Genomic DNA, 19,705 nt, shown 5'->3' on the forward strand with positions numbered 1-19,705 from the left:
AGTTGGATTAACGGTGCGCGTTCAGCGAAATGACGTTGTGCATCGTTTCGTCTGCCGTCGACATGAACTTCTTGATGTTGCGCGCAGCCTGGCGGATGCGGTGTTCGTTCTCGACCAGCGCCAGACGGACGTAGTCGTCGCCCTGCTCGCCGAAGCCGATGCCCGGGGCAACGGCGACGTCGGCCTTCTCGACCAGCAGCTTGGAAAACTCAAGCGAACCGAGATGACGGAACTTTTCCGGGATCTTCGCCCAGGCGAACATGGTCGCAGCCGGCGGCGGCACGTCGAAGCCGGCCTTGCCGAAGCTTTCGACCATAACGTCGCGGCGGCGCTTGTAGACGTTGCGGACTTCAGCAATGTCGGAGCCGTCGCCGTTCAGCGCATGCGTCGCCGCCACCTGGATCGGCGTGAAGGCGCCGTAGTCGAGGTAGGACTTGACGCGGGTGAGTGCCGCAATCAGCCGCTCGTTGCCGACGGCAAAGCCCATACGCCAGCCGGGCATGGAGAAGGTCTTCGACATCGAGGTGAACTCGACCGTCACATCGATTGCACCCGGCACTTCGAGAACCGAGGGCGGCGGTGCGCCGTCGAAATAGATCTCCGAATAGGCAAGGTCGGAAAGCACGATGATGTCGTGCTTCTTGGCGAAGGCGATGACGTCCTTGTAGAAATCGAGCGTTGCGACGAGGGCCGTCGGATTCGAGGGGTAGTTGAGGATCAGCGCCAGGGGCTTCGGGATCGAATGCCGGACCGCGCGCTCAAGCGGCGGGAAAAAGCTCTCGTCCGGCTCCACCGACATGGAGCGTATCACGCCGCCCGCCATCAGGAAGCCGAAGGCGTGGATCGGATAGGTCGGGTTCGGGCAGAGGATGACATCGCCGGGCGCGGTGATCGCCTGCGCCATGTTGGCGAAGCCTTCCTTGGAGCCCAAGGTGGCGACCACCTGGGTATCCGGGTTGAGCTTGACGCCGAAACGGCGGGCATAATAGGCGGCCTGGGCGCGGCGCAGCCCCGGAATGCCCTTGGAGGACGAATAACGGTGGGTGCGCGGATCCTGCACGACTTCGCACAGCTTATCGACGATCGACTGGGGAGTGGGAAGGTCGGGGTTTCCCATGCCGAGATCGATGATATCGGCGCCGCCCGCTCGCGCGCTTGCCTTCAAACGGTTGACCTGTTCGAAAACATAAGGCGGCAAACGCCGGACTTTGTGAAACTCTTCCATTTCATTCCCCATGGAAAGGCGGCTTTCGGGCCGCAGTCGAAGTTCGTTCCGTCTCCCGGCGGCTGCGACACGAACTTCAGAATCGCAACGCCGTATTCATCAGACCCAAAACACGCGGCAAATCTTTGACGGAAAAGCCGCGTAAAGCGCATTATCGGGAAAATCTTGTCTTCCGATCCATCCGGAAGGCTTTGCGTCCAAATTGCCTGAAAGGCAAGGTCTATTTGGAGATTTCGGAGAGCGTATCAGCGCCGTGCTCGGCGGCAAGGCGGCGCATTTCAGCGGCCTTGGCCTGATATTCGGCTTCCGAGATCGTGCCGGCCTTGCGCCGCGCGGCAAGTGCGGTCAGTTGATGCTGCAGTTCGGCTGCCTGCTCGTCGCTCATCTGGACGTTTGCGGCCGTCAGCGGGGCGCCGAAATTCGGATAGCCGTCTGGCGACTTCGCCAGGCCGCCCTCGACCGCATCGCCCTTGGTGGCCGGCATGACGACGGCGGTCGGCGCCGCTCGCTTGGCGGCGGCTGCGGCCTTCTGCTCGGCCGTCAGATTGCATCCGGCCAGGGCCATCGCCGCCGCGGCGCAGATCAATGCGGTGCGGTTGAAGGTTGCGATGCGCCGAATGCCGTTCTTCGTCATGCCTCAAAATCCAGTTCTGACTGCGTCGACTGTTAAATTTGTCGCAGCCACAAAGCAATAGCATGAGCCTGCGCGGGTGGAACTTGTTTTCTCGTTCAATCACGATGTACAACGAATGGATAAAAAGAGTGCTGCCGCCGGAGGAAATGGTGACCGACAGCAAGCAGGAGAATGGCGGCCAGAAGAATGGCGGCAAGGCCGGTTTCGACGCGACCGATCTCGATCCCTATCTGTTGAAGGATCCCGAGGCGATGGCGATGAATTTCGCCCGGGCGCTCGAAAATCTCGGCCAGGCGGCCTCGGCCTGGCTTGCGCCGCGCGAACGCGGCGAGATCAGCGAAACCGTCATCGATCCGATGACCGACATGGTCAAGACGCTTTCCAAGGTCACCGAATACTGGATTGCCGATCCCCGCCGCACCTTCGAGGCGCAGACGCAGCTGATGTCCTCGTTCTTCGGCATCTGGATGCGCTCAATGCAGCGCATGCAGGGCGAGCCCTCGCCTCCGGAACCGGACACCCGCAAGGACAAGCGCTTCTCCGACGAGGACTGGCAGAAGAACCCGTTCTTCGATTTTCTCCGCCAGGTCTATTTCGTCACCACCGACTGGGCGGAGAAGCTGGTGTCGGAGACCGACGGCCTCGACGAGCACACCAAGCACAAGGCCGGCTTCTATGTGAAGCAGATCACGGCAGCACTTTCGCCGAGCAATTTTGTCGCCACCAATCCGCAGCTCTACCGCGAGACGATCGCGACCAGCGGCGAAAACCTCGTCCGCGGGATGAAGATGCTGGCCGAGGATATCGCTGCCGGAAAGGGCGATCTTCGCCTTCGCCAGACCGACATGACGAAATTCGCCGTCGGCCGCGACATGGCGCTGACGCCGGGCAAGGTGATCGCCCAGAACGACATCTGCCAGATCATCCAATATGAGGCTTCAACCGAAACGGTGCTGAAGCGGCCGCTGTTGATCTGCCCGCCCTGGATCAACAAATTCTATATTCTTGACCTCAACCCGCAGAAATCCTTCATCAAATGGTGCGTCGATCAGGGTCAGACCGTTTTCGTCATCTCCTGGGTCAACCCGGATGCGCGCCATGCCGACAAGGACTGGGCGGCCTATGCCCGCGAGGGCATTGATTTCGCGCTCGAGACGATCGAGAAGGCGACTGGCGAAAAGGACGTCAATGCCGTCGGCTATTGCGTCGGCGGTACACTTCTGGCGGCAACGCTGGCGCTGCACGCCAAGGAGAAGAACAAGCGCATCAAAACCGCGACGCTCTTCACCACCCAGGTCGATTTCACCCATGCCGGCGATCTCAAGGTCTTCGTCGACGAGGAGCAGCTCGCAGCGCTCGAAGAGCATATGCAGGCGACCGGTTATCTCGACGGCTCGAAGATGTCGATGGCCTTCAACATGCTGCGCGCTTCCGAGCTGATCTGGCCTTATTTCGTCAACAGCTACCTCAAGGGCCAGGATCCCCTGCCCTTCGACCTGTTGTTCTGGAACGCCGATTCGACCCGCATGGCGGCGGCAAACCATGCCTTCTACCTGCGCAACTGCTATCTCAGGAACGCGCTGACCCGCAACGAGATGATCCTCGACGGCAAGCCGGTGTCGCTGAAGGATGTGAAGATCCCGATCTATAATCTCGCCACCCGCGAGGACCACATCGCGCCTGCCAAATCCGTCTTCGTCGGCAGCCAGTTCTTCGGCGGCAAGGTGGAATTCGTTGTCACCGGCTCGGGACATATCGCCGGCGTGGTCAACCCGCCCGACAGGAAGAAGTATCAATTCTGGACGGGCGGCCCGGCCAAGGGCGAGTATGAAACCTGGATCGACCAGGCGACCGAGACGCCGGGATCATGGTGGCCGCATTGGCGGGCCTGGATCGAGACCCATGACGGCAGGCGCGTTGCGGCGCGCAAACCGGGCGGCGACGCGCTGAATGCGATCGAGGAAGCGCCCGGAAGTTACGTGATGGAACGCGTCTGAAAGATCCCACGCATCTCTTTTTGAGACGTCGTGAGAAAGCGCAACGCCGCGTAAATAAATTAGAAACCATAATTCGTCATCCTTGCGAAACAGTCGGATGTCGCGAGTGGTCTAAATTCGGCCCATTTGCGCCATTACCGGCCCCGGCGAAGTGTAGTCAGTCAGTGCCGCCGGCCTGCGTAGCGAGTTTGAAAGACGAGTTCAGTATGGCGTTTGCGGTCGGGACGTTCGATGACGTCACCCCTCTTGGCGGATCTGCTTTTCGTTTGCGCAGATCTCGTGGCTTTCTTTACGGCGTCGTCGGCGCCGGATTTCTGACCTCAACATGGCTGATTACGACCTTGGCGACGATGCATTCGGTTGCCGCGCCCGTTTCGCCGCCCGAAAGATTCACCCAGGTCGCATTGGCGCCGAAACCCAAGCCGGCGACGCACGAACGGCTGATCCATGTCGGCAAGGCCGATCGGCTGGCCGCCTTCGACGCCAAGCCGGTCGTCGCCCTGACGGCCGACCTCGTCCAAGCGCATGCGCAGAAGACCAGTGCAGCCGCAACGGCATTGGCAGCACTTACAAAACACAATCGGCTTGTCATGGCTGCCGAGCAGCCCGTGGTAGCCGCGATTTCCGAAAGCGCCAAATTCCGCAAGGATGATGTGGTCACGCCGCCGGCCGTCGAGGTTGCCTCGGCAGAGACAGTAGAAGAAGACGACAGCGACCGGATCGTCGTTCCCTCGAAGGAGGCGGTCGCCGCTGCCGAACTCCCGGCCCTGCTGGCGCTTGCCGATGCCGGACCGCAGCAGATTGCGCCGGCCCCGGTCGAGCCGCCCGCGCCCGCCCTCAAGACAGCGTCACTGCCGCAGGAAAAATCTGCGCCGGTAGAAATTGCCGCGGCCGAAGACCAACAGCCTTTCGATCTCGTTCTGGCGCCGGATGCCGGTTCCGTGCCGCTGCCGATGGCGCGTCCCGACGGCCTTATCGGCAAGCCGGCACCGGCCGCCAAGGGGTCGCAGCGCGCCGGCGAGCCCGCCCTTGCCTATGCCCAGCCGAACTCGCCGATCGAGGACGACCAGGACGATGCAGTGCCGCGCTACGACAAGCCCGTCTTCTCGCCGAAACTGCGCGCCGGCGTCGCCATCTACGACATCGAAAACAGCACGGTCTATCTGCCGAACGGCGAGAGGCTGGAAGCTCATTCCGGTCTCGGCAAGATGCGCGACAACCCGCGTTACGTCGACAAGAAGATGCGCGGGCCGACGCCGCCGCATACCTACGCCCTCACCATACGCGAAAGCCTTTTCCATGGTGTCGAGGCGTTGCGGCTGACGCCGCTCCAGGGCTCGGACGCCATCTATGACCGTGTCGGTCTGCTCGCCCACACCTACATGCTCGGCAAGAACGGCGATTCCAACGGCTGCGTCTCCTTCAAGGACTACAAGCGCTTCCTCGCGGCCTATAAGCGCGGCGACATCAGGCAGCTCGTGGTCGTGCCGCGGCTGAACAACAAGCCGTCTTCGACGCTCGCCTCGCTGTTTTCATCGCGCAGTTAAGCGATAGGAGAGCAGGCAGCCGCTGGCCTGCCTGCGCTACTTCAACCAGGCTGCGATTCGCTCCACCGCCTCGGCGATCTCGGCTTGCGAGCCCGCATAGGACAGACGCAAGGTTCGATGTCCCTCCAGCGGATCGAAGTCGAGACCGGGTGTTGCGGCGACGTCGATTTCCGCGAGCATGCGCTTGGCAAAACCCATGCTGTCATTGGTGAAGCGGGTGACGTCGAGATAGGCGTAGAAGGCGCCGTCCATCGGCGAGGCGATCGACAGGCCGATCTGCGGCAGGCGCTTCATCAGCAAGTCGCGGTTGGCGGCATAGCTCGCCTTGTAGCGGTCGAGTTCGGCGCCGGCGCCGAGCGCGGCCACCGCGGCGATCTGGGAGAGCTCGGGCGGGGAGATATAGAGGCTCTGCGCCACCCGCTCGATCGGCCGCACCAGCCGTTCCGGCAGCACCATCCAGCCGATTCGCCAGCCGGTCATGCAATAATATTTGGAGAAGGAGTTGATGACGATCGCCTCGTCGGTCAGCTCCAGCGCGCTCGCCTCTTCGCCAGCGAAGGTCAGCCCGTGGTAGATTTCGTCGGAGATGAAGGCGATAGAATGGGCCGCGCAATAATCCGCAAGCGCCTTCAGCCCATCGCGGCCGGTCACCGTCCCGGTCGGGTTGGCGGGGCTGGCGAGCAGCACGCCTTTCAGCGTCAGGCCGCTTTCCTTCTGCGCCAACTCGAGACTTTCAGGCGTCAGGGTGAAGTGGGTCTCGGCGGTTACCGGCACTTCGACAACCTTCAGGCCAAGCGCGCCGAGGATATTGCGATAGGCGGGATAACCGGGTCTTGCGATCGCCACCGCATCGCCGGCATCGAAGAGCGACAGGAAGGCGAGATTGAAGCCGGCCGAGGAACCGGTGGTGATGGCGATCCGCGTGGGATCGATTTTTAGCCCGTGGCGATCTTTGTAATGCTGGGCAAGGGCCGATTTCAGCCGCGCCGTCCCCAGCGCATCGGTGTAACCGATCCGGCCTTCGGCAAGGGCTGCGCGCGCTGCTTCGAGGGCTGCCTGGGGGGCCGGATGCGAGGGCTGGCCGACCGCCATCGAAATCACCGGATGGCCGGCTGCGCGCCGTTTGGTCGCCTCCGCCAGCACGTCCATGGCATGAAAAGGCTCGACTTCGCTGCGTTTCGATATGGAAAACAAGATCGCTTCTCGCTCGGCTTCTGCAATGATGGCCCGACAATTGCCGCATTAATCGGCTCATCACAATCCCGCGAGGGCCGCGCGGGGGTGAAAATTCCTGTTTGAGCGGAACGCAACGCGCCGTACCTTGACGCGACGCATTCAAGTCCATTAACCCGGCGACGGTCTTCTCGCTCAGGAGACGACCCCATCGCCGTTGACGAGGATATCATGGCCTTTCTTCCGAAAACCTTCACCGCACTGGCGCTTGCCGCATCGATCGCCCTTCCCTTTCCGGCGGCAGCGCTCGACGACCAGCAGAAGAAGGAGTTCGGTGAATTCATCAAGCAATATCTGATCGAAAATCCCGAGATCATGCTCGATGTCCAGGATGCGCTGCAAAAGAAGCAGGAAGCCCAGCGGCTGGTGAAGGCCAATATGGCGATCGAAGAGAACACCACCGACATCTTCGATTCGAAGAACGACGTCACGCTCGGCAATCCCAAAGGCGATGTCACCGTCGTCGAGTTCTTCGATTATAATTGCAGCTACTGCCGTCACGCGCTTCCCGACATGCAGGCAATGCTGAAGAAGGACAAGAACGTCCGCTTCGTGCTCAAGGAATTTCCGATCCTCGGGCCGGACTCGGTCGCCGCCCACAAGGTGGCCGACGCCTTCCGCAAGCTGGCGCCTGAAAAATATGCCGATTTCCATGTCGCCCTGCTCGGCAGCGAAGGCCGCGCTTCGGACGAAACGGCGATCGCGGTTGCCGCTTCGCTCGGCGTCAGCGAGGACAAGATCCGCGCCGAGATGGCAAAGAACCCGAATGACGGCATCGTCCAGGCGACCTACCAGCTCGCCTCCAGTCTCGGCATCAGCGGCACGCCGTCCTATGTGATCGGCACCGAACTGGTGCCGGGCGCCGTTGGGTTCGACGATCTCGAAGCCAAGGTCAAGAACATGCGCAGCTGCGGCAAGACCGCCTGCTGAGCACGTCGGCCGCCGGACGGCTGCCCATCAAATCGCCAAAATCGAAGCGTTTCAACCATGTGGACAAATGTGGCGCGATTCCTGCCGGCAATCCGTAAGGGCTTTCATTCAGCCTTCGCGGAGTCTATAGGTTGCCGTCGTACATTTTACGGATCATTCGATGACGCAAACGATTTTTGTCCTGAACGGCCCCAACCTGAACATGCTGGGCAAACGCGAGCCCGGCATTTACGGCGGCAAGACGCTGAAGGACATCGAGGCGGACTGCAAAGCCGCCGGCCGCGAACTGGGCTTCGACATCGATTTCCGCCAGAGCAACCATGAAGGTACGCTCGTCGACTGGTTCCATGAGGCCGACGAGAAAGCCGCCGGTGTTGCCATCAATGCGGGCGCCTATACGCATACATCGGTTGCGCTGCACGATGCGATCCGCGCTATTTCCATTCCCGTCATCGAGCTCCACATATCCAACGTCCATGCACGGGAAGAATTCCGCCACAAATCGATGATCGCGCCGGCATGCAAAGGCGTGATCTGCGGTTTCGGGCCTCACAGCTACATCCTGGCGCTCCAGGCGCTGAAGAACATCACGGCATAAGAAGAAGACAGGGCAACACCATGGTTGAAAAGAAATCGGGTATCGATCAGGCACTGATCCGCGATCTCGCCAATATCCTCAACGAGACCGATCTGACCGAAATCGAGGTCGAGCAGGACGACCTGCGCATCCGCGTTTCGCGCGCCGGCACCCCGCAATATGTCCAGGCGCCGATCGCGGCACCCGCCTATGCCGCACCCGCAGCCGCCGCTCCGGCAGCAGCAGGCGCTGCACCGGCCGCAGCTCCCGCCCGCAACCCCGCCAATGTCGTCAGTGCACCGATGGTCGGTACGGTCTATATGGCGCCGGCTCCCGGTGCGCGTGCCTTCATCGAAGTCGGCGCCACCGTCAAGGAAGGCCAGACGCTGATCATCATCGAAGCGATGAAGACGATGAACCAGATCCCTTCGCCGAAGTCCGGCAAGGTGACCGAGATCCTCGTCGATGACGGACATCCCGTCGAATACGGCCAAGCCCTCGTCGTCATCGAATAGGCCGATGCCCATGATTTCGAAAATTCTCATCGCCAATCGCGGGGAAATCGCCCTTCGCGTGCTCCGGGCCTGCAAGGAGCTCGGCATCGCCTGCGTCGTGGTTCATTCCACCGCCGACGCCGATGCCATGCATGTGCGCCTTGCCGACGAAAGCGTCTGCATCGGTCCGCCCTCCTCGCGCGAGAGCTATCTCAATATCCACCAGATCGTCGCCGCCTGCGAGATCACCGGCGCCGATGCGGTGCATCCGGGCTACGGCTTTCTGTCGGAGAATGCCAAGTTCGCCGATATTCTCGAGGCCCACGGCATCACCTTCATCGGGCCGACGGCGGACCATATCCGCATCATGGGTGACAAGATCACCGCCAAAACGACGGCGCTGGAGCTCGGCATTCCCGTCGTTCCGGGCTCGGACGGCGAAGTGAAGACCGAAGAGGACGCGCTGAAGACGGCCGCCGAAATCGGCTATCCCGTGCTGATCAAGGCAACGGCCGGCGGTGGCGGACGTGGCATGAAGGTTGCCAAGAGCGAGGCCGACCTGATCGAGGCCTGGTCGACGGCGCGCACGGAAGCCGCAGCCGCCTTCGGCAATGACGCCGTCTATATGGAAAAATATCTCGGCAAGCCGCGCCACATCGAAATCCAGGTGTTCGGCGACGGCGAAGGCAACGCCATTCATCTCGGCGAGCGCGACTGCTCGCTGCAGCGCCGCCACCAGAAGGTCTGGGAAGAGGCGAATTCGCCGGCACTCAACGTCGAGCAGCGCATGAAGATCGGCCAGGTCTGCGCCGACGCCATGAAGAAGCTGAAATATCGCGGTGCCGGCACGATCGAATTCCTCTACGAGAACGGCGAGTTCTATTTCATCGAAATGAACACCCGCCTGCAGGTGGAGCATCCGATCACCGAAGCCATCACCGGCATCGATCTCGTGCACGAGCAGATCCGCGTCGCCTCCGGAGGCGGTCTCTCGGTGACGCAGGATGAAGTGCATTTTTCCGGTCATGCCATCGAATGCCGGATCAATGCCGAGCACCCGCGCACTTTCGTGCCCTCGCCCGGCACGATTACGCATTTCCATGCGCCTGGCGGACTCGGCGTGCGCATCGATTCCGGCGCCTATCAGGGCTACAAGATCCCGCCCTATTACGACAGCCTCATCGGCAAGCTGATCGTGCACGGCCGTACCCGCGTCGAATGCATGATGCGGCTGCGCCGGGCGCTCGACGAATTCGTCGTTGACGGCATCAATACGACGCTGCCGCTGTTCCAGGATCTCGTCTCCAACCAGGATATCGCCAACGGCGACTACGACATCCACTGGCTGGAACACTACCTCGCCAACGAACCGGCGGCATAGGGCAGGAATGGCAGGATCGCGCAGGAAGTCACCAGGCATTACCCCTGAAATTCTCCTGCGCGCCTATTCCATCGGCCTCTTCCCGATGGCTGAATCCGCCGACGACCCGGAGATTTTCTGGGTCGAGCCGGAACTGCGTGGCGTGCTGCCGCTCGACCATTTCCACCTGTCGAAGAGCCTTGCCAAGACGGTGCGCAGGAAACCCTTCGAGATCCGTTTCGACCATGCTTTCGATCAGGTGATCGCGGCCTGCGCCGAGGAGACATCCGGTCGCCCGAGCACCTGGATCAACAAGACGATCAGGTCCCTTTACGCGACGCTCTTCGACATGGGCCATGCTCATACCGTCGAAGCCTGGGACGGTGACAAACTTGTCGGCGGTCTCTATGGCGTCTCGCTCGGCTCGGCCTTCTTCGGCGAAAGCATGTTTTCGCGCCGGACGGACGCCTCGAAGATCTGCCTCGTGCACCTGGTCGAGCGACTACGGGAAAGAGGCTTCACGCTGCTCGACACACAGTTCACCACCGAACACCTGAAGACGTTCGGCGCGATCGATGTTGCGAAGGCGGACTATGCCGTGATGCTTGCTGCGGCAATGCAATCGCCGCACCTTAAGTTTTAAACTCCGACAGATCAGGTACCAGCGGTTATCCGGATGCCTCGGTGCCCGGCAGTCGAGTTTATCTGCTCGGCCCCCCGGCGCTCAACAGCGCCCGCACCAATGCCGCCTGGCTGCGGACGCCCGTTTTGTCGAAGATGCGCTGCAACTGCGTGCGCAACGTGTTGACACTGACCCCAAGCTGATCGGAGGCGGCGGCGAGGTCGTGGCCATCGACGATCAGGCGAGCAAGCCGGGTCTGCGCCGGCGAGAGGCCGAAGACCTCCCGCGCGCTCGCAATTCGGCGCACCACCGTCTCGGCGTCGTCAAAGGAAACCAGCGTCTTGCCATCCTCGAGCAGGACCCAACAGTAGAGCGGAATCCCCGCGGCGTCCTCGCCGAGCGCCACCGACCAGGCCTGCTTCGGCGCGATGTTCAAAGGTCTCTGACTCTGCAGCTCATAGAATGCCAGGCGCACCGCTTCGCGCAGCGCAACGTCGCGATCACGCCGCCGGGCGCGCAAGCGGCCGGCAGCGGCGACGAGCCCCGGATGGCCACGCATCCGTTCCCGCGCCAGCCGGTTCGTCCAGAGGATTCGTACATCCGCGTCGACCTCGATCAGCGAACAGTTCGCCTCGTCGACGCTGCTCTCCATCATTACCATGCAGCCGATCTTCCAGGCGCCGCCGATCCGGTGAAGTATGCGCAGTTGGCGCTTGCGATCCTCGCCGGTGTCGCTGCCAATCTGATCGAAAGTCACCCAGGCCATATTACCGTCTACGACGATGTTGACCTTTTCCCAGCGGACGCGCCCCTCAAAGGCGTGTTTCTCCGGGAATCGCTCCACGATCTTCTTAATTCGTGCCGCGATTGGGTCCCAGCCTTCGTCCACCCGGACGCCCAGCGAGGCGAAGGATTCCATCCGCCGGGTCTGCGGCGACTGCACCCAATGGCTCGCCAGCGCCTCGAAGTCCCGCTGCAGCCAAGCCTCGGTTTCGGCGCGGATCACCGCCATGATCGACGCCCGGTCAGCCTCGCTGTCGTCCATCTTCCGCTCCCCAGTGACAAGGGATCGCAGCATAGCATGATCGATCTGTCTGACCATGAGGTCGCCTCATGCCTTGATGATGCCAGCCAGAAGCAGCGTCACGCTGCCGGTCGTTGCGATCAGGCCGAGTAAACGCAGCCCCAGAGGCGGCGGCAGGGTGATCTGATTTCGGTAGTATCGATCCTCGGCCGCGGCGTCCATCTGCGTGGGGCGGCGGTGGTTCGGCATGTGAGCAGCGACGAGACACTGAAGATCCATTTGATGCCTCCTGGTTCGGGGCTTCATCTGAAACATTCTCGCACGCATCCCCGCCGCACCCTGTCATGCAGGCGGACGACATCGGGCTCAGAAGATCACGCTTGCCGCTGGGCCTCCACTCCCCACGAAGGTAAGGAAATCGAAGACGTCATTGCCAACGTCCCGAGGCACGTGCAGTTCGACGAAGGGAAGGTTGGCGTGTTGGCGAGAGGCGTTCTAGCGGGCCGTCGCCTTGGCGTTGTCAGGCGCTGGGACATCCGAGTTTGCCTTGCAGTCCTTCAGCCAGACGTCGTAGATCGGGTGCTCAACGGCGTTGAGGCCGGGGCTGGCGGCAAACATCCAGCCGGTGAAGATGCGGCGGATCTTGCGGTCGAGGGTGATCTCGTCGACTTCGACGAAACCGTCGATCTTCTGCGCTTCGGCCTGGTCACGCGAATAACACGCCTTCGGCGTAACCTGCAACGCGCCGAACTGGACGGTCTCGTTGACGTAAACGTCGAAGGTGGTGATGCGGCCGGTGATCTTGTCGAGGCCGGAGAAGACCGCAACAGGATTTTCGATGCGTGCGGCATGTGCCGCAACCGGCGGAAGCAGGGCAGAGAGCGCCAGCAGCGACCCGGCGGCACGCAGCGCCATGTTCCGCGTGAAGAGCTTCATGTGTACCCGTCTCCAGACATTCTTCGTTCACGGCCGCGGTCAAGCGCGGCCAACCTGCGGGTAAAGGTCAATTGTGGCCAAAAGCCGGGTTTGGGATTGCCCCGGTCGAGCCGTCTCAGTTGCCCGGCGTCCAGGCGTCGTAATCGCCGGTGACCCGCGGACGTTCGCCCGGAACGGCGATGGAGCCCGGCGGACGGTAGGCCTGCGGAGAACCAGTGAAGTTGGGGCGATGCGCCTTCTGCCATTCCTTGGCGACGTAATTTTCCTTGGAGGGCGGAACATCGGTGCGGTGATGCATCCAGCCATGCCAGCCCGGTGGAATGGCTGAGGCATCGGCATAACCCTTGTAGATTACCCAGCGCTTCGGCAGACCGTAGGAAGACATGCCGCCTTCGTAATAGACGTTGCCGAATTCATCCTCGCCGACGCGCTTGCCGAAACGCCAGGTCGCAAAACGCGTGCCCATCGTCTGACCGTTCCACCAGGTAAAGGTCTGAACCAGAAGATTCCACATGTCTTTTCCTTGTGCCCACCAGATGCGGGCCAAACCAGAATTCGTTTTCTCGCTTATGCCGTCGTCAAGCCGAATTGTCCAGCGATTCCACGACAGCCAAAGGTCATTTCAAAGCCATCTTGAAGCCGAGATGCGAGGGCTTGAAGCCCAGTCTTTCATAGAAACGATGGGCATCCTTGCGGATCGCATTCGAGGTCAAAGCTACCCGCTTGATCCCGCGGCCTTTTGCCTCGGCAATGGCGAACTCGATCATCCCGGCGCCGATCCCCTGCCCGCGCATGTCGGCCCGCGTCTGCACCGCCTCGATGATCATTGCCGACGAGCCTCGGCCAGTCAGCGTGGTCGTGACCATCGTCTGAAACGTGCCGACGACCTCGCCGCCGCGCTCCGCGACATAAAGCACCTGGTCGGGCGAAGCCTCGATCGCCGCGAAGGCCCTGACATAATCGGCAAAGGCCACTGGATCGGTGGTGTCGCCATGACCGCCGACGGCATCCGCGGCAAATATTGACACGAGGGCGGGCAAATCCTCCCTCAGCGCCTGGCGAATGCGAATGGCGGGCAATTCGACGTCCACGCCTCAATGCCCTTCCAGCGGCTTTTCGAGGATCAGCGACGGAATGCCGGATTGCCCAGCCGCGCCATTTTCGTTGCGGCCGACTTCGGTGAAGCCGTGCGCCTGATAGAAGGCGATTGCCGCTGCATTCTGCGGCTCGACTTCGAGGCGCATGATCTCCGCATCGGGAAAGCAGGTTTCGAGCTCGGCGAACAGATCGCGGCCGATGCCCTGGCGCTGTAGCACCGGAGCGACGTAGAGGAGATGCAGCATGACCGTCTTCGTCAGCTCCTGCGACATCGCCGCATAGCCCATGCCGCCGATCTTGCGGCCGTCGTCGGCAACGAGGAATTCGGCATCCTTGCGCACCAGGCGCACCTTCAGCGCCGCCGGCGAAAAGAGCTGCGCGGTCAGTTCGTCGACCTTTGCTCTGCCATGGAGGCCGTCATAGGTGGCGTGAAAACTCTCCACCAGCAGGGCGCGGACCTTCTCCAGGTCGCGCTCGCCGGCGGTGCGGACGAAATACACCGCCTTATTCCTCGATGCCGAGCTTCGCCTTGACGAGCGCCTGGACGGCCTGCGGATTAGCCTTGCCGCCGGTCGCCTTCATCACCTGGCCGACGAACCATGCGGCCAGGGTCGGCTTCGCCTTGACCTTTTCCACCTGATCGGGATTGGCGGCGATGATCTCGTCCACGGCCTTCTCGATGGCGCCGGTATCGGTCACCTGCTTCATGCCGCGCGCTTCGACGATCTCGGCGGGATCACCGCCCTCGGTCAGCACGATCTCGAAGAGATCCTTGGCGATCTTGCCGGAGATGGTGCCAGCCTTGATCAGATCGATGATGGCGCCGAGCTGGGCCGGCGAAACCGGCGTCTGCTCGATATCCTTGCCGGTGCGGTTCAGCGCGCCGAGCAGATCGTTGATCACCCAGTTTGCCGCCGTCTTGCCGTCACGGCCCGCGGCCACGGCTTCGAAATAATCGGCGATCGCCTTTTCGGAAACGAGCACCGACGCGTCGTAGATCGACAGGCCGAGCTCGCGCACGAAGCGCTCCTTCTTGTCGTCAGGCAATTCCGGCAGATCGACTGCGAGTGCTGAGACGAAGGCATCGTCGAACTCGAGCGGCAGCAGGTCCGGATCGGGGAAATAACGATAGTCGTGCGCATCCTCCTTGGAGCGCATCGAACGTGTCTCGCCCTTGTTCGGGTCGAACAACCGCGTCTCCTGCTCGATCGTGCCGCCATCTTCCAGAATGCCGATCTGGCGGCGGGCTTCATATTCGATCGCCTGGCCGATGAAGCGGATGGAGTTGACGTTCTTGATCTCGCAGCGCGTGCCGAAACCTTCGCCCGGGCGGCGGACGGAGACGTTGACGTCGGCGCGCATCGAACCTTCGTCCATGTTGCCGTCGCAGGTGCCGAGATAACGCACGATCGAACGCAGCTTGGTCATATAGGCCTTGGCTTCGTCGGACGAGCGCATGTCGGGCTTGGAGACGATCTCCATCAGCGCGACGCCGGAGCGGTTCAGATCGACATAGGACATGGTCGCATGCTGGTCATGCAGCGACTTGCCGGCATCCTGCTCCAGGTGCAGGCGCTCGATGCCGATCTCGATATCCTCGAACTGGCCTTGGCGGTCCGGCCCGAGCGAAATGACGATCTTGCCCTCGCCGACGATCGGATCCTTGAACTGCGAGATCTGATAGCCCTGGGGCAGGTCGGGATAGAAATAGTTCTTGCGGTCGAAGAGCGAGCGCTTGTTGATCTGGGCTTTGAGACCGAGACCGGTGCGCACGGCCTGCCTGACACATTCCTCGTTGATAACAGGCAGCATGCCGGGCATGGCGGCATCGACGAGCGAAACGTTGGAATTCTGCGGTTTGCCGAACTCCGTCGAGGCGCCGGAGAAGAGCTTCGAATTGGACAGCACCTGGGCATGGACTTCCATGCCGACGATGACTTCCCAGTCGCCGGTGGCGCCGGGGATGAAGCGTTTCGGATCAGGCGTGCGGACGTCGACAAGGGTCATCTGATACTCTTTGCAGGCTGTTCTTTTCCATTGGTGAGGTAAAGGAAATGGGATGTCGGTGCAAGGCTTTCGCGGAATTGTGTAGCAGTGGCCGTTGCCCGCTTCCGCCCGCGGAGAAGGGCCGTATTGCACCAGGAGCGGCCATGCATTTCATGGACACGAACCGGTGGGCAAGATTTCGACCGCCCAGATTGTCGACACCATACTGATCTCTATCTTCAGTAAAAGAAACCTTGATCAGAAAGCTCCCATGGCAAAGCTGAAAGAAATCGTGGTTGATTGCGACGTCCCCTCACGGGTTGCTCGTTTCTGGGCGGCTGCGCTCGATGGCTATGAAGTGATGCCTTATGACGATGCGGAGTGGGCCCGCCTTGCCGCGATCGGACTGACGCCTGAAACGGACCCGACCGTAATGGTCGATGGTCCGGGCCCGCGCTTTTGCTTCCACCTTCGTCAGGGAGAACGTCCCGTCCGCAACCGCGTTCATCTCGATATCGCCGCTCCAGATCGAGAAAAAGAAGTGCAGCGGCTCTTATCCCTCGGTGCGACATTCGTCCGCGAGACGGATAGCTACAGCGTATTGAATGATCCCGAAGGCAACAATTTTTGCGTGACGTCCGAATAGTCCGCCATGGGCGGAACGCTCACATTCGCACCGCGAGCAATCCTTCGCTTTCTGCCGGACTTTCGAAACGTCAGAATTCCTGCCCGTATCCACCCTGCCCGTCCGAAACCAGCAATTTCGTCAGCCCGACCGAGGGCACGTCGCGATCGAGCTTTGGATTATAGGCGACCGAGAGCCAGTGGATGCTATAGCCGTGCTTGCGGAAGAAGCCGATCGCTTCGTTGTTGCCGGAATGGGTCTGCATCGCCGCCTTCTCGAAGCCTCGGTCGGCGATCTCCTTTTCGATGCGCTCGAGAAGGGCCGAACCCAGCCCCTGGCGGATGAAGGCAGGATCGATCCAGAAATCCGAGATGGTTTCGTCCAGTCCCTCGCGCGCCGCCCAGCCTGCGACCTGGCCGTTCTGCTCGACGACGGTGATGGTCAGCCAGTCGTTTTCCACGAAGTTGCGAAAGGCGTTGCGGGCTGCATCGATCATCGCATCCGATTCGCCGATCGACGCCATCGCCTTTTGCCAGGCCCTCAGCCCGATCTCGCTCAACAGCTCCGCTTCGCCGTCGCGGGCATTGCGAATGTGGATCAACGACACCTCCGCGTTACCCCGCAACAGACCATTGAGTCGGGGAATTTACCAGTGCCCCCAGCGGGATGACGGCTGGAAACTGCGGTTTTCGACCGGTTTGATCGGCAAGCACGGTCTTGACCGCCTTTTCCGCGCGAAATAAGAAACTCTTTATGTTGAGCCAGTCACAGACCCGGTAAAGGCCCTGCCCGCAAGCCCGCTTGCGCGCATGGGCCCGAAAAAACGAAGCCCTGACGTTCGAAAGAGCGCCAGATCGTTTTTGTGCGCCCTATCGGGCGCGATACCGGATCTCAACACATGGACATTTCCCGCACGGAGCAGCGCATCCTGCATCTCATGGCCCAAGGCGGCCGCATTGAAATTTGCCGCGACGACGACAGGAAGATCGAGGCAGTCAGCTGCTTCACCCGCGATGGCTGGCTCTATCCCGGCGTCGACCTCGATCTCTTCCGCAGGCTGAAGCGGCTGAGAGCCATCAAGTCCTCGAGCGGCCAGCCCTATCGGATCACCGAAAGAGGGCTGAAGCTGGTCAGGTCGCAGCTGAACAACAGGTAATACTCAACCATCCTGACCGCGTCTCGAACCGACGCGGTCAGAGCTCAGCCTCAAGCCTTTGCAGAAAGTTCTGACCGCATCGCCGACCATTCCTCGGCCATCGTGCCCGTGCCGCGCCTCTTGCCGGCGCGGCGATACCAGTAATCGGCATTCCAGTCGTCGCCCTCGATGCGATGGCAGAGAGCATGACCCCAGTCGAACGGCTGTTCGCCTTCGTGGCGCTGGCAGATTTCATGGACCTCCTGCCACTCCGCGCCCATGACAAAGCCGCCGACGGCAAGGCGATCGGCGGCTTCGATCAATCGCTTGAGATCATTGCTTGCCACTAGCCCCTCCTGATGCCCGTTACTGATCAGCCAACCGCTTCTTGAAATGCACCTTTTCGCATTCGACACTCATGCTTGTGGAAGAGCCGGATCGTTAGATCCGTTACCACCACCTGGCCGGCGTGAAGCGGCCGGCTGCCTGCTCGATGACGTGAGCGGTCTTGAAGAGGGTTTCCTCGTCGAAGGGCTTGCCGATCAGCTGCAGGCCGAGCGGCAGGCCCTTCTGGTCGAGACCGGCGGGCACGGCGATGCCCGGCAGGCCCGCCATGTTGACCGTGACCGTGAAGATGTCGTTCAGATACATCTTCACAGGGTCGGAAGCGAGGTTCTCATCGGCGACGCCGAAGGCGGACGACGGGGTCGCCGGCGTCAGGATGGCGTCGACGCCAGCGTCGAAGGCGAGCTCGAAATCGCGCTTGATCAGCGTCCGGACCTTCTGGGCGCGGATATAATAGGCATCGTAGTAACCGGCCGACAGCACATAGGTGCCGATCATGATGCGGCGCTTGACTTCCTTGCCGAAGCCGGCGGCGCGCGTCTTCTCGTACATGTCGACGATATCCTTGCCGTCGACGCGCAGGCCGTAGCGCACGCCGTCGTAACGCGCCAGATTCGAGGATGCCTCGGCCGGAGCGACGATGTAATAGGCCGGAAGCGCGTATTTGGTGTGCGGCAGCGAGATGTCGACGATTTCGGCACCGGCATCCTTCAGCCAGGCGATGCCCTGGCGCCAGAGGGTCTCGATCTCCTCAGGCATGCCATCGACACGGTATTCGCTTGGAATGCCGATCTTCATGCCCTTCAGCGACTGGCCAAGCGCTGCCTCATAATCCGGCACCGGCAGATCGACCGAGGTCGTGTCCTTGGCGTCGACGCTGGCCATCGACTTCAGAAGGATCGCGGCATCGCGCACGTCGCGGGCGATCGGGCCTGCCTGGTCGAGGGAAGAGGCGAAGGCGACGGTGCCCCAGCGCGAGCAGCGTCCATAGGTCGGCTTGATGCCGACGGTGCCGGTGAAGGCGGCCGGCTGGCGGATCGAGCCGCCGGTATCGGTTGCGGTGGCGCCGGCGCAAAGATGCGCGGCGACGGCCGCGGCCGAGCCGCCGGAGGAGCCGCCAGGAACGAGCTGCTGGTTGGAACCTGCCGCACGCCAGGGATTGATCACCGCGCCATAATGCGAGGTCTCGTTGGACGAGCCCATGGCGAATTCGTCCATGTTCAGCTTGCCGAGCATGACGGCGCCGTCGTCCCAGAGGTTCTGCGTCACTGTCGATTCATAACGCGGCTCGAAACCGTCGAGAATGTGGCTGCAGGCCTGGGTATGCACGCCGACGGTGGCAAAGAGATCCTTGATGCCGAGCGGGATGCCTTCGAGATCACCGGCCTTGCCGGCAGCGATACGCTCGTCGGAATTCTTCGCCATCAGGCGGGCGAGATCCGGCGTCACCTTTATATAGGCATTCAGATGGCCATTGGCGGCATCAATCGCCGAGATATAGGCCTCGGTCAGTTCGAGTGCGGTGATTTCCTTGGCGCGCAGCTTCCGGCGGGCTTCGGCAATGGTCAGGCTGGTGAGTTCGCTCATGATGTTTTCGCTTCAGATCTGAAAATGGCAACAGGGTCGGAACGAGGCTTGAAGCCCTATTCGACGACTTTCGGCACCAGGAAGAAATTGTGATCGGTGACAGGCGCATTGGCGACGATATCGGCGGCCTTGCTGCCGTCGGTCACCTCATCCGTCCGCTTCTTCATCGCCATCGGCGTGACGGATGTCATCGCTTCGACGCCATCGACATTGACTTCGGAGAGCTGCTCGACAAAGCCCAAGATGCCGTTCAGCTCACCGACCATGCGATTTGCCTCGTCTTCGGAGACGGCAACACGGGCAAGGTGGGCGACGCGCTTCACGGTGGCAAGATCGACGGACATGGCATT

23 protein-coding genes are annotated in these 19,705 nt (G+C 61.6%); 9 read left to right on the forward strand and 14 right to left on the reverse strand.

Annotation, left to right across the window (positions count from 1 at the left end; all coding sequences use genetic code 11):
* Window positions 1–7: 7 nt before the first annotated feature.
* Window positions 8–1,225, reverse strand: a complete 1,218-nt coding sequence (locus FHX14_RS09435; RefSeq protein ID WP_003586883.1) for an LL-diaminopimelate aminotransferase — start codon at window positions 1,223–1,225, stop codon at window positions 8–10.
* Window positions 1,226–1,445: 220 nt separating this feature from the next.
* A complete protein-coding gene (locus FHX14_RS09440; protein WP_164009350.1) occupies window positions 1,446–1,859 on the reverse strand; it encodes a hypothetical protein in 414 nt (137 codons plus the stop codon).
* Between the two features lie 146 nt (window positions 1,860–2,005).
* Between FHX14_RS09440 and phaC the strand changes: the two genes are divergently transcribed.
* The gene (phaC, locus tag FHX14_RS09445; RefSeq protein ID WP_246713376.1) at window positions 2,006–3,856 is read left to right on the forward strand and encodes a class I poly(R)-hydroxyalkanoic acid synthase; all 1,851 of its coding nucleotides are present in this window, start codon (window positions 2,006–2,008) and stop codon (window positions 3,854–3,856) included.
* Window positions 3,857–4,062: 206 nt separating this feature from the next.
* The gene (locus FHX14_RS09450; RefSeq protein ID WP_012557523.1) at window positions 4,063–5,403 is read left to right on the forward strand and encodes a DUF2778 domain-containing protein; all 1,341 of its coding nucleotides are present in this window, start codon (window positions 4,063–4,065) and stop codon (window positions 5,401–5,403) included.
* Window positions 5,404–5,439: 36 nt separating this feature from the next.
* Here FHX14_RS09450 and FHX14_RS09455 read toward each other — a convergent pair whose 3' ends face one another.
* Entirely contained in the window at window positions 5,440–6,597 is a 1,158-nt protein-coding gene (locus FHX14_RS09455) for an aminotransferase class I/II-fold pyridoxal phosphate-dependent enzyme (RefSeq protein WP_012557522.1), read from the reverse strand.
* A gap of 210 nt (window positions 6,598–6,807) precedes the next feature.
* On the opposite strand from FHX14_RS09455, the gene FHX14_RS09460 reads away from it, so the two are divergent.
* From FHX14_RS09460 to aat, 5 genes are all read left to right on the forward strand, one after another.
* On the forward strand, window positions 6,808–7,566 hold the full coding sequence (locus FHX14_RS09460; protein ID WP_184376945.1) for a DsbA family protein: 759 nt from the start codon (window positions 6,808–6,810) through the stop codon (window positions 7,564–7,566).
* Window positions 7,567–7,726: 160 nt separating this feature from the next.
* Window positions 7,727–8,164, forward strand: a complete 438-nt coding sequence (gene aroQ / locus FHX14_RS09465; RefSeq protein WP_003578965.1) for a type II 3-dehydroquinate dehydratase — start codon at window positions 7,727–7,729, stop codon at window positions 8,162–8,164.
* 20 nt (window positions 8,165–8,184) lie between these two features.
* Window positions 8,185–8,658 (forward strand): acetyl-CoA carboxylase biotin carboxyl carrier protein, encoded by a 474-nt coding sequence (gene accB, locus FHX14_RS09470; RefSeq protein ID WP_003586892.1) that lies wholly within the window; start codon window positions 8,185–8,187, stop codon window positions 8,656–8,658.
* Between the two features lie 4 nt (window positions 8,659–8,662).
* Complete coding sequence (gene accC / locus FHX14_RS09475; RefSeq protein ID WP_172643239.1) at window positions 8,663–10,018, forward strand: acetyl-CoA carboxylase biotin carboxylase subunit; 1,356 nt, start codon at window positions 8,663–8,665, stop codon at window positions 10,016–10,018.
* Between the two features lie 7 nt (window positions 10,019–10,025).
* Window positions 10,026–10,640 (forward strand): leucyl/phenylalanyl-tRNA--protein transferase, encoded by a 615-nt coding sequence (gene aat / locus FHX14_RS09480; protein ID WP_184376946.1) that lies wholly within the window; start codon window positions 10,026–10,028, stop codon window positions 10,638–10,640.
* 58 nt (window positions 10,641–10,698) lie between these two features.
* Here aat and FHX14_RS09485 read toward each other — a convergent pair whose 3' ends face one another.
* The 7 genes from FHX14_RS09485 to gatB form a co-directional block, all read right to left on the reverse strand.
* A complete protein-coding gene (locus FHX14_RS09485) occupies window positions 10,699–11,721 on the reverse strand; it encodes a LuxR family transcriptional regulator (RefSeq protein ID WP_184376947.1) in 1,023 nt (340 codons plus the stop codon).
* A 9-nt stretch (window positions 11,722–11,730) separates the two neighbouring features.
* Window positions 11,731–11,922, reverse strand: a complete 192-nt coding sequence (locus tag FHX14_RS09490) for a hypothetical protein (protein WP_003586898.1) — start codon at window positions 11,920–11,922, stop codon at window positions 11,731–11,733.
* Window positions 11,923–12,138: 216 nt separating this feature from the next.
* On the reverse strand, window positions 12,139–12,579 hold the full coding sequence (locus tag FHX14_RS09495) for a DUF2155 domain-containing protein (RefSeq protein ID WP_012557517.1): 441 nt from the start codon (window positions 12,577–12,579) through the stop codon (window positions 12,139–12,141).
* A gap of 115 nt (window positions 12,580–12,694) precedes the next feature.
* Complete coding sequence (locus FHX14_RS09500) at window positions 12,695–13,093, reverse strand: NADH:ubiquinone oxidoreductase subunit NDUFA12 (RefSeq protein ID WP_184376948.1); 399 nt, start codon at window positions 13,091–13,093, stop codon at window positions 12,695–12,697.
* Window positions 13,094–13,196: 103 nt separating this feature from the next.
* Window positions 13,197–13,670 (reverse strand): GNAT family N-acetyltransferase, encoded by a 474-nt coding sequence (locus FHX14_RS09505; protein WP_184376949.1) that lies wholly within the window; start codon window positions 13,668–13,670, stop codon window positions 13,197–13,199.
* Between the two features lie 3 nt (window positions 13,671–13,673).
* Window positions 13,674–14,177: a GNAT family N-acetyltransferase gene (locus tag FHX14_RS09510; RefSeq protein ID WP_184376950.1), complete on the reverse strand. Its 504-nt coding sequence runs from the start codon at window positions 14,175–14,177 to the stop codon at window positions 13,674–13,676.
* 4 nt (window positions 14,178–14,181) lie between these two features.
* Window positions 14,182–15,684: an Asp-tRNA(Asn)/Glu-tRNA(Gln) amidotransferase subunit GatB gene (gene gatB / locus FHX14_RS09515; RefSeq protein ID WP_054183222.1), complete on the reverse strand. Its 1,503-nt coding sequence runs from the start codon at window positions 15,682–15,684 to the stop codon at window positions 14,182–14,184.
* A 250-nt stretch (window positions 15,685–15,934) separates the two neighbouring features.
* On the opposite strand from gatB, the gene FHX14_RS09520 reads away from it, so the two are divergent.
* A complete protein-coding gene (locus FHX14_RS09520; RefSeq protein WP_184377030.1) occupies window positions 15,935–16,309 on the forward strand; it encodes a VOC family protein in 375 nt (124 codons plus the stop codon).
* Between the two features lie 70 nt (window positions 16,310–16,379).
* Here the strand turns inward: FHX14_RS09520 and FHX14_RS09525 are convergent, their stop codons facing one another.
* Complete coding sequence (locus FHX14_RS09525; RefSeq protein WP_179610649.1) at window positions 16,380–16,889, reverse strand: GNAT family N-acetyltransferase; 510 nt, start codon at window positions 16,887–16,889, stop codon at window positions 16,380–16,382.
* A gap of 297 nt (window positions 16,890–17,186) precedes the next feature.
* Between FHX14_RS09525 and FHX14_RS09530 the strand changes: the two genes are divergently transcribed.
* Window positions 17,187–17,444, forward strand: a complete 258-nt coding sequence (locus FHX14_RS09530; protein WP_184376951.1) for a YjhX family toxin — start codon at window positions 17,187–17,189, stop codon at window positions 17,442–17,444.
* Window positions 17,445–17,494: 50 nt separating this feature from the next.
* Here the strand turns inward: FHX14_RS09530 and FHX14_RS09535 are convergent, their stop codons facing one another.
* From FHX14_RS09535 to gatC, 3 genes are all read right to left on the reverse strand, one after another.
* Window positions 17,495–17,770: a hypothetical protein gene (locus tag FHX14_RS09535; protein WP_184376952.1), complete on the reverse strand. Its 276-nt coding sequence runs from the start codon at window positions 17,768–17,770 to the stop codon at window positions 17,495–17,497.
* A 103-nt stretch (window positions 17,771–17,873) separates the two neighbouring features.
* Window positions 17,874–19,355 (reverse strand): Asp-tRNA(Asn)/Glu-tRNA(Gln) amidotransferase subunit GatA, encoded by a 1,482-nt coding sequence (gene gatA, locus FHX14_RS09540; protein ID WP_183693215.1) that lies wholly within the window; start codon window positions 19,353–19,355, stop codon window positions 17,874–17,876.
* A gap of 56 nt (window positions 19,356–19,411) precedes the next feature.
* Complete coding sequence (gene gatC, locus FHX14_RS09545) at window positions 19,412–19,699, reverse strand: Asp-tRNA(Asn)/Glu-tRNA(Gln) amidotransferase subunit GatC (RefSeq protein ID WP_184376953.1); 288 nt, start codon at window positions 19,697–19,699, stop codon at window positions 19,412–19,414.
* Window positions 19,700–19,705 lie beyond the last annotated feature (6 nt).

The organism is Rhizobium sp. BK619 (assembly GCF_014195245.1).
Lineage (GTDB): Bacteria > Pseudomonadota > Alphaproteobacteria > Rhizobiales > Rhizobiaceae > Rhizobium > Rhizobium acidisoli.